This window comes from Vibrio sp. R11-SG3-ISO3-SZ (genome assembly GCF_059834345.1).
This window is the reverse complement of sequence record NZ_JCBDGX010000045.1, coordinates 1-13,375: the sequence shown is the minus strand read 5'-3', so window position 1 is coordinate 13,375 and position 13,375 is coordinate 1. Positions and strand designations below refer to the sequence as shown.

12 protein-coding genes are annotated in these 13,375 nt (G+C 50.3%); 5 read left to right on the top strand and 7 right to left on the bottom strand.

Annotated features, from left to right (window positions below; all coding sequences use genetic code 11):
• Position 1: 1 nt before the first annotated feature.
• Together aceB and AC6R1O_RS05950 are read right to left on the bottom strand one after the other, a co-directional pair.
• A complete protein-coding gene (aceB, locus tag AC6R1O_RS05955; RefSeq protein ID WP_500633725.1) occupies positions 2-1,666 on the bottom strand; it encodes a malate synthase A in 1,665 nt (554 codons plus the stop codon).
• Positions 1,667-2,305: 639 nt separating this feature from the next.
• The gene (locus AC6R1O_RS05950; RefSeq protein ID WP_500633724.1) at positions 2,306-3,211 is read right to left on the bottom strand and encodes a hydrogen peroxide-inducible genes activator; all 906 of its coding nucleotides are present in this window, start codon (positions 3,209-3,211) and stop codon (positions 2,306-2,308) included.
• Between the two features lie 200 nt (positions 3,212-3,411).
• Here AC6R1O_RS05950 and AC6R1O_RS05945 point away from each other — a divergent pair, with 200 nt between their 5' ends.
• A complete protein-coding gene (locus AC6R1O_RS05945; protein WP_487901725.1) occupies positions 3,412-4,023 on the top strand; it encodes a peroxiredoxin C in 612 nt (203 codons plus the stop codon).
• Between the two features lie 333 nt (positions 4,024-4,356).
• A complete protein-coding gene (dapD, locus tag AC6R1O_RS05940; protein ID WP_334551414.1) occupies positions 4,357-5,388 on the top strand; it encodes a 2,3,4,5-tetrahydropyridine-2,6-dicarboxylate N-succinyltransferase in 1,032 nt (343 codons plus the stop codon).
• 101 nt (positions 5,389-5,489) lie between these two features.
• On the opposite strand, the gene AC6R1O_RS05935 is transcribed toward dapD, so the two are convergent.
• Positions 5,490-6,674, bottom strand: a complete 1,185-nt coding sequence (locus AC6R1O_RS05935) for an NnrS family protein (protein ID WP_500633723.1) — start codon at positions 6,672-6,674, stop codon at positions 5,490-5,492.
• A gap of 236 nt (positions 6,675-6,910) precedes the next feature.
• Between AC6R1O_RS05935 and AC6R1O_RS05930 the strand changes: the two genes are divergently transcribed.
• On the top strand, positions 6,911-7,468 hold the full coding sequence (locus AC6R1O_RS05930) for a gamma-glutamylcyclotransferase family protein (RefSeq protein ID WP_500633722.1): 558 nt from the start codon (positions 6,911-6,913) through the stop codon (positions 7,466-7,468).
• Between the two features lie 150 nt (positions 7,469-7,618).
• Positions 7,619-8,620 carry a substrate-binding domain-containing protein gene (locus AC6R1O_RS05925; RefSeq protein ID WP_500656707.1) on the top strand — a complete coding sequence of 334 codons (1,002 nt, stop codon included), beginning with the start codon at positions 7,619-7,621 and terminating at the stop codon, positions 8,618-8,620.
• Positions 8,621-8,679: 59 nt separating this feature from the next.
• On the opposite strand, the gene galM is transcribed toward AC6R1O_RS05925, so the two are convergent.
• From galM to galE, 4 genes are all read right to left on the bottom strand, one after another.
• Positions 8,680-9,741: a galactose-1-epimerase gene (gene galM / locus AC6R1O_RS05920; protein WP_500633721.1), complete on the bottom strand. Its 1,062-nt coding sequence runs from the start codon at positions 9,739-9,741 to the stop codon at positions 8,680-8,682.
• 9 nt (positions 9,742-9,750) lie between these two features.
• Positions 9,751-10,911 (bottom strand): galactokinase, encoded by a 1,161-nt coding sequence (gene galK, locus AC6R1O_RS05915; RefSeq protein WP_500656706.1) that lies wholly within the window; start codon positions 10,909-10,911, stop codon positions 9,751-9,753.
• A 73-nt stretch (positions 10,912-10,984) separates the two neighbouring features.
• Positions 10,985-12,037 (bottom strand): UDP-glucose--hexose-1-phosphate uridylyltransferase, encoded by a 1,053-nt coding sequence (locus AC6R1O_RS05910; protein WP_500656705.1) that lies wholly within the window; start codon positions 12,035-12,037, stop codon positions 10,985-10,987.
• Between the two features lie 85 nt (positions 12,038-12,122).
• The gene (gene galE / locus AC6R1O_RS05905; protein ID WP_500656704.1) at positions 12,123-13,142 is read right to left on the bottom strand and encodes a UDP-glucose 4-epimerase GalE; all 1,020 of its coding nucleotides are present in this window, start codon (positions 13,140-13,142) and stop codon (positions 12,123-12,125) included.
• 34 nt (positions 13,143-13,176) lie between these two features.
• Between galE and AC6R1O_RS05900 the strand changes: the two genes are divergently transcribed.
• On the top strand, positions 13,177-13,375 hold a 199-nt coding region (locus tag AC6R1O_RS05900), incomplete at its 3' end, for a hypothetical protein (protein ID WP_500656703.1).

Below are 13,375 nucleotides of genomic sequence, written 5' to 3'. Positions count from 1 at the left end.
GTTAATCTAAGTAGTCATAGCCTGGGATGGTGAGGAAATTCCCCAACTCATCACTGGTGGTCATCTTGGCCATCAAGTCAGCCGCCTCGGTAAAGCGCCCCGCTTGATAACGCGCTTCGCCCACTTCCTGTTTCACCACCTCAATCTCTTGAGAGAGGTATTGTTCAAACAAGGCTTTGGTGACCACTTGACCGTTATCAAGAGTTTTGCCGTGCGCTATCCATTGCCAAATAGAGGCGCGAGAGATCTCAGCGGTCGCGGCATCTTCCATTAAGCCGTAGATGGGAACGCAGCCGTTGCCCGAGATCCACGCCTCGATGTATTGCAGCGCGACGCGAATATTGTGTCGCATCCCTTCTTCGGTGCGCTCGCCTTCACACGGGGCAAGTAGCTGCTCTGCCGTGATAGGCGCATCGTCTTCTCGTGTGACATCCAATTGATTTCGGCGCTCACCAAGCACTTGGCTAAACACCGCCATTGCGGTATCCGCAAGACCTGGGTGAGCGACCCAAGTGCCATCGTGACCATTATTCGCCTCTAGCGATTTGTCGTTTTGAATTTTGTCTAGCACGCGTTGGTTTTGTACTGGATCTTTGGCTGGAATAAAGGCCGCCATTCCCCCCATCGCAAAGGCACCGCGTTTGTGACAAGTGCGCACTAACAAGCGTGAGTAGGCGTTCAAAAACGGCTTGTCCATCGTGACCACTTGGCGGTCTGGCAACACGCGATCTGGGTGCTTTTTCAATGTTTTGATGTAACTGAAGATGTAGTCCCAACGGCCACAGTTGAGGCCAACAATGTGCTCTTTGAGCGCAAAGAGGATCTCGTCCATTTCGAATACCGCAGGCAAGGTTTCAATCAAAACGGTAGCCTTAATGGTGCCCGTATCCAGACCAAAGTAATCTTCGGTGAAATGGAACACCTCACTCCACCACTGCGCTTCTTTGTGGGATTGCAACTTGGGAATGTAGAAGTAAGGGCCGCTGCCTTTTTTAAGAAGCGCTTGGTAGTTGTTGTAGAAGTAGAGCGCGAAATCAAACAGAGCTCCGGGGATAATTTGGCCGTTAAACGTCACGTGTTTCTCTTTTAAATGGAGACCACGTACACGACAAATCAACACCGCTGGATCGTCATTCAATTGGTAGTGCTTGCCATTGTCAGGGTTGGTGTAACTGATCTCCCCTCTTACCGCGTCGCGCAAGTTAATTTGTCCGTCCAACACTTTATCCCAAGCAGGTGACATAGAGTCTTCGAAGTCGGCCATGAACACTTTAACGTTGGCATTCAAAGCGTTAATGACCATTTTTCTGTCTGTCGGGCCGGTGATTTCTACTCGGCGATCTTGCAGATCGTCAGGAATCCCTAAGATCTTCCAACTGCCTTCACGGATGTCTTGCGTCTCAGGCAAAAAGTCTGGGAGTTGCCCACCATCGATGGCCGCTTGGCGTACTTCACGTGCCGCCAGCAGCTCATCCACACGCGGCGCAAACTGCTCACACAACAGAGATAATAGGGTTTGGGCTTCAACAGGGAAAATTGCCTGATGATGTGGCGAAAGGGAGCCAGTAACCTCAAGCATGCCTTCTTGGGCGCTCATTTTATTGCGACGAGCTTGACCATTTGGGTCCTGTGATAGGGTGTCTCTGTCTGGTGTGTTTGCAAGCATAGTGATGTCCCTTATTTTTGCTCTCTTGTATGATTCACGTTTCTTAGCGAATGTTCATTTGTAACTATTAAACAACACTTTTGCATTCCGACTTGCTCAGTGTCGCTGCTATTTTTATCCGCTTATTTTTTCTTGTCCGGCTCTACTTTCACTAACCTTCTCTGGGTTTGCAATCTAGACATAAGTCTTACTAGGCCTGCATTTAAGCTATACCAAACCTGGATAGAGTAAAAGACCTAAAGTAAACAAAACGTTAAATTCAAAGTTTTATCCCGATCGAGATAAAGGCCCTATTTCTGTGTCAAACTCGTAACAAGTTACGTAATTTAATTACAGTAAAATTAGGCATGTGAACGCGTTTCAAACGAACGTTTGATTTTTTATAGAAAGGGGTAACGCCTGTCTCAGATGACTTTGAGCGCCCTAGAAGGACAAAGATTAAACAGCCCCTTTTGTTTGGACTGTAAAATTGACAGTGTGAAATTTCACAATTTAATGAAAGCTTCATCAAAGTTTTGTTGTGAAATTTTACACGTCAAAGTTTACGAACAGAATAAAATGCTAACTTTACCCGAAAAAGCAGTGTGCATTTTAGCGAGAAATCGCAACAACAGAACGCAATAGCCTTACGACTATTTGCTAGAGCAGTTGTGAAACCACATCAGCTAGACGATGAAAAGTCGCCACACGTGACGAACTTGGGCGCCAAACCAGCCCGATATGACGATGGGCTTGCTGCCCAGGGGCATCCACCACCACCAAGTTTTGGTTGTCGATAAGACCGTGGTCGATGGCCATTTGTGGAATAAAAGTAGTACCGAGTCCATTCGCCACCATCTGCACTAACGTATGTAGACTGGTGGCAGAGAACGGATTGATCTTCTCTTTGTCGGTTAATTGACAGGCAGAGACAGCATGTTCGGTCAGGCAGTGCTCTCGTTCTAGTAAGAAGACCGATTCGTCCGGCAGATCAGCGTACTTAATCGGAATGCGGATCGCGTCCGCTTGATGGCGGCTGATGATCATACGAAATGGATCGCTGCCCACAATTTTGCTTTCCATCTCACCAATGTCCACTGGCATGGCGAGAATCAGCACATCCAACTCTCCCTGACGCAGCGCGGCAAGCAAATTGGTCGTGGTATCTTCACGTAATAGAAGATGCAAGTTGGGAAAGCGTGTGTTGACCTCTTGCACCAAGTCACAGAGAAGAAAGGGCGCAATCGTCGGTATGCAGCCCACTTTTAACTGCCCATGCATCTCATCTTCTTGGCAAAGACGGCCAAGCTCGGCGAGATCTTGGCCACGAGCAAGCAATTCACGTGCATGCTTGACCACTTGCTCGCCAACATGGGTGAACACTAACGGGCTTTTTTTGTCTTTCTTTTCGTAGAGGGGGCAGCCAATCAGATCTTCTAAATTCTGAATGCCTTTACTTAGGGTTGATTGACTGACGAAGCATTTTTCAGCGGCATCGCTAAAATGACGGGTTTCATGCAGAGTCACAAAATAATGTAACTGCTTGAGGCTAGGCCACTTATTCATAGATTTATTGATAACTTCTAGCTAGGCATTGATCCAGTTAACCCTTTTGGCATTATCGCTTTTTTCGATTAACTTAATCTAATTAATTCATTTATTTCAATACTACAATTTGTACTACACTTTGTCTCGCAAAAACACGGACTAAGCAAAGGAGACCACTCCAATGCTTGGAACAAACCATACTTTTAGGAGCAATAAAAATGGTACTAGTAGGTCGTCAAGCCCCTGATTTTACTGCAGCAGCTGTTCTAGGTAACGGTGAAATCGTTGAAAACTTCAACTTTGCAGAGTTTACAAAAGGTAAGAAAGCGGTTGTTTTCTTCTACCCGCTAGACTTCACATTCGTTTGCCCATCTGAGCTGATCGCTTTTGATAACCGCTACGAAGATTTCAAAGCGAAAGGCGTTGAAGTGATCGGTGTTTCTATCGATTCTCAATTCTCTCACAACGCATGGCGTAACACTGCTATCGAAGATGGCGGTATCGGTCAGGTGAAATACCCACTGATTGCAGACGTGAAACACGAAATCTGTAAAGCGTACGACGTAGAGCACCCAGAAGCAGGTGTGGCTTTCCGTGGTTCGTTCCTAATCGATGAAGACGGTCTTGTTCGTCACCAAGTTGTGAACGATCTTCCTCTAGGTCGTAACATCGACGAAATGCTACGTATGGTAGACGCACTAAACTTCCACCAAACACACGGTGAAGTATGCCCAGCACAATGGGAAGAAGGTAAAGCAGGTATGGATGCATCACCAAAAGGTGTGGCAGCATTCCTATCTGAGCACTCTTCAGACCTAGGCAAAAAGTAATTTTGCCTCCGGCGTCCAAGCTCACTGGACGCTATGGTTGGACGATATAAAGCGACAACGCATAATGCGCAATAAGCGCAACGCCAATCAGTTTAGTAAAGTCTCAAAGCAAGCCCACACTTAGGTGTGGGCTTTTTTCATTCAGGATTAGCTTATATGGCTAAAGAAGCCATATATCTCTAAAGAGACTACATATCGCTAAAGAGACAAAAAATATCGACTTCCGGACTTTATCGATCCTCGGTCTTTAAGTTCTGGGGCGGTCTCTTTATGATGAATTCAATTGATAGCGGCACCCCCGCTAATGCCTAATTTAGACAATGGAGATTCAACATGGCTTACTTCTCACTTGCGTTTGGTAGCGCGACTAAAAACCGTGACGGAAAAATCATCGAAGCGTTTTTTCCAAACCCAGTGCTCAACCCAGCGGATGCGCTGGTTGACGCAGTAGCGACCGTGGCAGGTTACGAGCAAGGTAACCAGGCCATCGAAATCTCTGCGGCGCAAAGTGCAGAGCTTGCCATTGCCTTTGCTGCTCACGGTGATGTGGCGAACGCCTCGTTTGCAGAGAAAGCGGCGCAGTCTGCCCAACCATTGGTCCTTGTGGTACTTGCGACAGATGACAAACCAGCATCCGTGGCGGAAGGTTTCCTCAAGCTACAGCTGATTTCTCACCGCCTAGTTAAGCCGCACGGCACGGTGCTGGATGGCATCTTTGGCCTACTGCACAACATCGCATGGACCAACGAAGGCCCAATCGATCTACCAGAATTGGCTGAGCGTCAAATGGATGCGCGCCTAGCAGGTCGTACTTTGACGGTCGATTGTGTCGACAAGTTCCCGAAAATGGTGGATTACGTTGTGCCTGCGGGCGTTCGTATTGCAGACACCTCACGCGTTCGTCTTGGCGCACACGTCGGTGAAGGCACCACCGTGATGCACGAAGGCTTTATTAACTTCAACGCCGGTACCACAGGTGTGAGCATGGTAGAAGGCCGTATCTCTGCGGGTGTGGTTGTGGGTGACGGTTCGGATATCGGTGGCGGTGCGTCTATCATGGGTACCCTATCAGGCGGCGGTACTGTCGTGGTCTCGATTGGTGAGAACTCGCTACTTGGCGCGAACGCGGGTCTTGGTTTCCCACTGGGTGATCGTTGTACGGTTGAGTCTGGTCTTTACGTGACGGCGGGTTCTAAAGTGCGCATGCTCGATTCACAAGGTAACGAAGTCGAAGTTGTGAAAGCTCGTGACCTCGCAGGCGTTTCGGATCTGCTGTTCCGCCGCAACTCGGTGACCGGTCAAATCGAGTGCCTTGCCAACAAAACTGCGGTAGAGCTTAACTCAGAACTGCACAGCAACAACTAATGATGCACTAGGTCATCAACGACAATGAAGGGTTGGCACCATGCCAACCCTTTTTCTATTCGTCTCTTCTGTTTATTCTCACACTCTTTGTATGAATGCGCTCAACCGGGGTGACCATCGACTCTTGGTTTGAGTAACATCGGCACAAACTTCACCACATAAAGCCCAAAGGCGAATACCCATAACCCGGCGCTGAGGTTAACCCAACCGATCATATGCTCCGGCCATATCACGACCAGCACCGCACGCACTAACGCCGCGCACAACAGCGCAGAAAAAGCCCAGCACATATTGGGCCCTTGATAAATCGAGCGACCGGTATGCCCCATGGTAACGCGTGCAATCATTGCCAGAATGACGCCGCCAAGCGCGCCAATGGCAAACAAATGCAGCAGCGTATGGGTGGCAAAAGGGTCGTCCATTGCGGCGCGCAGTAACAAGCTCAGCGGTATGCACGCGTAGCTAGCATGCAGCGACCACACCAAGGGCTCACTAAACGTGCGCCAAGGTCGCCAGCGGTATAACCGAATCGACTGCGCAGCTCCGGCCAACCCCATCAGCAGCGCACCAACTTGCGCCATAGTTAAAGGGAAGAAGCTCAATATGAACAGGGCTATGAGTGGCCCATTGGCACACCACTCTAGCCACACTAGACGTTCACTTTGCGTAAACTCAAAACGCCGCGCCGTAAAGAAAGGGATCACTCTGCCGCCCATGACCGATAACAGCAAGGTGAACCACCACAGCATCGCCTGCCAGACGCTACTTGACGCAAATGGCGCAACGCCTTTGACTGCGGCATAACTTGCAAAGTTCGCCACCAGCGCCAACACGATAAGCGGCACAAAGAACAAGTTTCGCCACCCTTTCGCTTTGACCACTCGCCTTCCGACCTCATAGGCCAATAGCAGCAAAAATAGCGCTTCAATAGTGGCAGTGAACCACAGAGGCACAGGCGCCCAAAACAGGCCACGCGGCACAAGCCAAAGTAGGCTCAGTAGCATCAAGCAGGGACCTTTTGTACCTTGGATTCCCGTCCAGTTTTGCACCGCGGTGAGCAGAAAACCGGCCACAATCGCCATTGCAAAGCCAAACACCATTTCATGCACATGCCACCACAAAGCTGGCACTTGCAGAGCTTCTGGCTGGCCAGTCTGAAACATCCACACCCAGCCAACGATTGCCACGATGGCGTAGATGCTGCCGAGTAGAAAAAATGGACGAAACCCTAAGCGCCAAATGGGCGTAATGCGCTCTTCCTGCTGTTTATCTGTAATCGTAATCAAGCCTAATTCTCCACACGCGGCCCTATCAGTAAGACTCCACTAACAGCAATAATTAGACCATTTAATCAATCTAATAGAATCAATAAGATAAACGTAATTAGCTCAATCATTGATGTCTAAATGACACATGTGACGATGTCTTAGTTACATCAACTCGAACTGGACATGCGCAACATTGATGCTTTTCATTTGTATGCGAGCAAGGTAGCTTAAAAGAAAAAACAGAGGAGAAAGTCATGGCGCACTACATTTTCGGTTACGGCAGTTTGATGAATTCCGCCTCACGCCAACTCACAGGCAAAACCGCTCCAGCTATTCCCAGTGTCGTGCACGGGTTTAAACGCTATTGGGGAAAAGTGGACGACAGTTACACCCTCTCCCCCTTGGTGGTTGATCGAGGGGAAGGCTTAGTGAATGGCGTTTTGCTCGCCATCTCACCGGGCGAGATAAGCGAATTTGATCGCCGTGAGCGCGGCTATCATCGTGTGGCGATCCCGCACGCCAATATTGAAACGACGCAACCGCTTACTCGCGAAGACAGCGTTTGGGTCTACATAAAAGACGCGCCCGCCCCCCCTTGCTCACTGATGCCCATCATGCAAACCTACGTCGATACCGTGTTGGCTGGTTGTTTGGAGATCTCCGAGAACTTTGCCGAGCAGTTTATCCACTCAACGTTTGGCTGGCATCATCCACTGGAAAATGATCGCCACCAGCCGAAGTATGGCAACCTCGCGGGCGTCACCCAAGCGCACCATCCGCATATCGATGCGTTGGTGGCTATCGTCAGGTGAAATAAGCGCGATATTTTGAAACGTTTACACCTAGCCTAAAAGCAGTAAAAACAAGCGCTAGGGCTCGTATTTGCATCGTTAAAACCGCGCAATGATTGCGTCATTTTCACAATGGGTGTTTAATGAACGCATCAGAAAACGAGGTTCAAGATGGCAACAATCAAAGACGTCGCAAAAGAAGCCGGTGTGTCGGTCGCCACGGTATCACGCGTCATTAATAAATCCCCCAAAGCAAGCAAGTCCTCCATCGCGGCCGTCACGCAAGCAATGAACAAACTGGGCTATCGTCCAAACGCGGCAGCCAGAGCCTTAGTGAGCCAAAGCACCAATACGGTCGGCGTTTTGGTGGGGGATGTCTCTGATCCGTTTTTCGGTACGTTAGTCAAAGCGGTCGACAACGTTGCTCATGAGCATGGCAAGCATATCTTGGTCGGCAACGGCTACCACAGCTTAGAGGATGAGCGCCGAGCCATTGAGCTTTTGATCAATAACCGCTGCGATGCGTTAGTCATCCACTCAAAAGCCTTATCTGATGAAGAGCTTCAGGGCTATGCCAAAGAAGTGAAAGGCATGGTGATCATCAATCGTCATATCCCTGCGCTCGCTGAACGTTGCATCTCTTTGGATAACCACAAAGGCGCCTACCTCGCAACGGAATACCTGATTCGTAACGGCCACAAACACATCGCCTGCATCGCCTCCTCGCATCAAATTGAAGACTCGGGCCAACGTATTGAAGGGTATTTAGCGGCACTCAAAGACCATAAGATCGATCTGTCCAAGGCGTACATTGAGTACGGTGAGCCCAATAGTGATGGCGGTGAAATCGCAATGACCAACCTGCTCACCAAGTCGTTGGCCATCACTGGCGTCGTCGCTTACAACGATTACATGGCGGCGGGCGCATTGTCGGTACTCGATGAAAATGGCATTGCTGTGCCGCAGCAGGTTTCGATGATGGGGTTCGATGATGGCTTGATTGCTCGCTATGTTCATCCAAGGCTGACGACAGTGCGTTACCCCATTCAGATGATGGCCGAGAAGGCCGCAAGGCTCGCCCTTGCACTCGCCAAAGGTGAACCGGAAGAGAGCGACACCATCATTTTTTCGCCCACCGTGGTACGCAGAAATTCCGTAGAGCGGCTGTCATAAGCAGCACCTTGTCCGCGAGATAAACCTTATGAGACCGCCCTCCATTGAGGGCGGTTGTATTAGTGACACATAAACTGATAAATGGTCTGCTGACGATACTGCTCTTTCGGCTTTAACAAGCAACTTGGTTGCGACCACTCTGGGTGGTTGGGCGAGTCAGGCAAAAACTGGGTTTCCAGCGCAATGCCCGCATAATCTTGATATTCGCCCCCTTCTCGTCTTGGCGCACCGCCTAACCAGTTGCCAGTATAAAGTTGAATCGCCGGCTGCGTGGTGATGACACTGACGCTGACGCGCTCATCTTGGCTTGTTAAGGTTGCGATCGGCGCCTTTACCTCTCGTTCTGGCGCGAGAAAGAAGCTGTGATCGTAGCCTTTGGCTTGCTGCTGCTGCGTGTCAGCCAGTAGGTCTGCCGCAACCGATTTAGGTTGGCGAAAATCGAAACTGGTGCCTTCGACGCTCACCAGATCACCCAAAGGAATCCCGACCTCGGTGGTAGGTAGGTAGTAATCGGCCTCAATAGAGAGGGTATGCGCGCGCGCATCCAGCCCGCTAGTGGTACCATTGAGATTGAAGTAACCGTGGTTGGTGAGATTGATTGGCGTGTTTTTATCACTGGTCGCCAAATAGTCAATGTGCAGCGCATTGTCGTCACTGAGCAGATAACGCACCGAAACAGTGACGTTACCGGGAAAGCCTTGATCGCCATCTTTCGAGTGCAACGCAAACAAAACGTGCTGTTCGCTGCGCTCAACGATCTGCCAGCGTCGCTTATCAAACCCTTCGGCGCCGCCATGCAGACAATTACCCGCTTGATTGGTCGACACTTGATAGGACTCACCCTCTATCTGAAAAAAACCATTGGCGATACGGTTCGCATAACGTCCAACGGTTACCCCCAAGTAACCTTGTTGGCGCTGGAAGTCTTCCATGGCCCCTACACCAAGTAACACTTCACGTTGCTCCCCGCTCGCCAAAGGCAAACGACAACTGAGCCAAGTGGCTCCGATGTCCATCAGCACAACGCGAGTCCCCACTGCGTTGTTCAATTCGACCAACTGCGCTGCCTCACCATCATAGGCTGGCTGCGCCGTCATGGTCTCAAATAGAGCATGAGTCATGGGTTTTCCTTATTCCGCTGTAACCAGGCCAGCGCCTTGCTTGGCTTGGCAAACATAGATCGACGCTTTGAGTCCCGTTTGCGCTTCGTATTGCGCCTCAACGACGGCGCGAACATCTCCCACCAGCGCGGGCGGAACAAGCGCTACAATACAGCCACCAAAACCACCGCCGGTCATCCGTACGCCGCCTTGGTCACCGATGACCTTTTTGACCATCTCGACTAACACATCGATCTCTTTGACGGTGATTTCAAAATCGTCACGCATCGAGGCGTGCGATTTGGCCATCAGCTCACCCATGCGTTTGATGTCATTGTTTCTCAGCGCTTGTGCCGCTTCTAAAGTGCGATCGTTTTCGGTAATGACATGACGTGCACGTTTGGCCACCATGGCATCGAGCTCGGATGCTTTGGCATTGAACTCCTCAATAGTGACATCGCGCAGCGCAGGCACACCGAAAATACGTGCGGCCTCTTCACACTGCTCGCGGCGAGTGTTGTATTCACTATCGACCAGCCCACGTTTTTTATTCGAGTTGATGATCACCACTGACATCTCTGCAGGCATCGATACTGATTGAGTCTCTAGCGTACGGCAATCTAGCAACATCGCATGATTCTCTTGCCCTTCAGCGGAGATCATTTGATCCATGATGCCGCAGTTACACCCCACAAACTCATTCTCCGCTTGCTGACCATTGAGTGCGATTTCGGCTTGAGAAATATCAAGCTTGTACAACTCTTTAAACGTCTGACCAATGACCACTTCCAACGCGGCTGAAGAGCTGAGACCCGCACCTTGAGGTACATTACCACTGACCGAAATGTCCGCGCCGTTGAAGGTGTACCCTCGCGCCAACAAACACTTGACCACACCGCGAATGTAGTTGGCCCACATTTTGTCTTGCGTAAAGGTGATGGCTTGGGTGATATCGAACTCATCCACGGCGTTGCCGTAATCAACCGACACCACGCGCACGAGGTTATCGTCACGCTTTGACGCCGCCACCACCGTTTGATAGTTAATCGCACAAGGGAGAACAAAGCCGTCGTTGTAGTCGGTGTGCTCACCAATCAAGTTGACGCGCCCCGGCGCTTGAATAATGTGCGATGGCGCATAGCCTAGCACCTTCTCGAACGAGCTCTTCACATTTTGGATCAGTTCAGACATAAGGTTCTTCTCTTAAAAAATAGCATTCGGTGGGTCAACGCCACGTGCGGCGTTCACGCGTAACAGACTCGGCTTAGGCCTCTTTGTAATGCACGTCACTGACGTCTCTTAGACGCTGCGCGGCTTGCTCTGCAGTTAAGTCACGCTGGCTTTCTGCCAGCATCTCATAGCCGACCATAAATTTTCTTACCGTGGCGCTGCGCAGCAACGGTGGGTAGAAGAGTGCGTGCAGTTGCCAGTGCTCAATGTCCGTCCCTTGTTCAAAAAATGGCGCGTAATGCCAGCCCATCGAATAAGGGAAAGAGCACTGGAACAAGTTATCATAGCGACTGGTTAACTTTTTGATCGCCAGCGCGAGATCATCACGCTGAACATCACTGAGTTCACTCATGCGGCGGATGTGCGCCTTCGGCAACAGCATGGTCTCAAACGGCCAAGCGGCCCAGTAAGGCACTACGGCGATCCAATGCTCAGTATCGACCACAATGCGCGATCCGTCTTTCAACTCTGCTTGGACATAATCAACCAACAAATTGCGCCCGTGCTCTTCGAAGTAGGCTTTAAGGTGGCGCTCTTTGCGTTCAATTTCATTCGGCAGAAAGCTGTTAGCCCAGATTTGACCGTGTGGGTGTGGCTGAGAGCAGCCCATGGTCTCGCCTTTGTTTTCAAACGCCTGAACCCAGAGGTACTCTTGGCCTAACTCTTCAATCTGTTCATTCCAAGTGTCAATCACCCCACGAATTTGAGCCACGGGTAATTCCGGCAAGGTTTTGCTGTGATCGGGAGAGAAACAGATCACGCGGCTCAAGCCTCGCACACCTTGGGTTTTAAATAGCGGATTGTCAGATTCTGGCGCGTCAGGAGAATCGACCATCAGAGCGGCAAAGTCGTTATTGAACACATAGGTGCCGCGGTAATCAGGATTCACATCGCCAGAGATACGAGTGTTGGTAGGACAAAGAAAACAGTGCGCATCGTAACGAGGCAACGCATCCTGCGCGGGCTTTTCATCCGCGCCACTCCAAGGGCGTTTTGCTCGATGAGGCGAGACTAATATCCACTGCCCAGTCAATGGGTTATAGCGGCGGTGTGGGTGATCCACAGGATTAAATTCAATATTCGACATCTTACTTACTCAACCTTAAACACAAAAACTCTTAACTGTTTGCTTAACCTTTGCCTAACTCATGCCCAGCTCGGCTCGCTGCGCGTTATGACGCGCCGTAACCTTGAGGGTTTGTGGACTGCCATTTCCATGTATCGGTCGTCATATCCGCGACGCTGCGGCTCGCTTTCCAACCCAGCTGTCGCTCTGCTTTCTCGGTGCTGGCAAAGCACTGGGCAATATCTCCTGGGCGTCTTGGGCACAGCTCATACGCAATCGGCTGACCGCAGGCTTGGCTAAAGGCATTGACCATCTCAAGCACACTGGAGCCTTGGCCGGTCCCCAAATTAAAAATGTGCAACCCAGCGCGCGCGCCTACCGACTTCAACGCTGCGATGTGCCCATCCGCTAAATCCATCACATGAATGTAGTCACGCACTCCGGTGCCATCGGGTGTTGGGTAGTCACTGCCAAAGACCGACAATTTCTCTCGCCGCCCCACCGCAACTTGAGCGATAAAAGGCATCAAATTATTTGGAATGCCTTGTGGGTCCTCTCCCATTGAGCCTGATGGATGGGCGCCGACCGGATTGAAATAGCGCAGCAAGGTAATGCTCCAATCGTTTTCCGCCGCAAAGAGATCCGATAAGCACTGCTCGACCATGTACTTACTGCGACCGTATGGGTTGGTCGTCGCGCCTGTCGGTGACTCTTCGGTGATCGGAACGCTAGCCGGGTCGCCATACACAGTCGCGGAAGAGCTAAACACTAAGCTTTTCACGCCCGCTTTACGCATGCAGCGCGCCAACACCAAGGAGCCATTCACGTTGTTGTCATAGTATTCGAGTGGCTTGGCTACCGACTCCCCGACCGCTTTCAATCCGGCAAAATGAATCACGGCGGCAATGTCATGCTGAGCAAAAACACCATCGAGAAACGCCTCATCGCGCACATCACCTTGATGAAAAATCGGCTTCACCTTGGTGAGCGCTTCAATACGGTTCAACACTTCTTGATTGGCATTGCAGAGGTTGTCGATAATCACAGGCTCCATGCCTGCTTCGATCATCTGTACACATGTATGGCTACCGATGTAACCCATTCCACCCGTTACTAATACTTTCACTGTTTGCCTCGCTCTGGTTCGCAATCGCTCAGAAATGACTCTGCTTGCTCAAAAGTCTAGCAATCATTTGCGCCTAGTTTCCGTGATCAATTTCTCATTGTGTAAACGTTTCCACAAATTACTCACCGATAATGGATTTGACTGCTATCCGACCCTTTTCTTTAGCCCATCAGAAAGAGGGCATAAGGCTAAGGAAGCCAAAGCCATCAATATCTCTATTAAGGTCACAATCC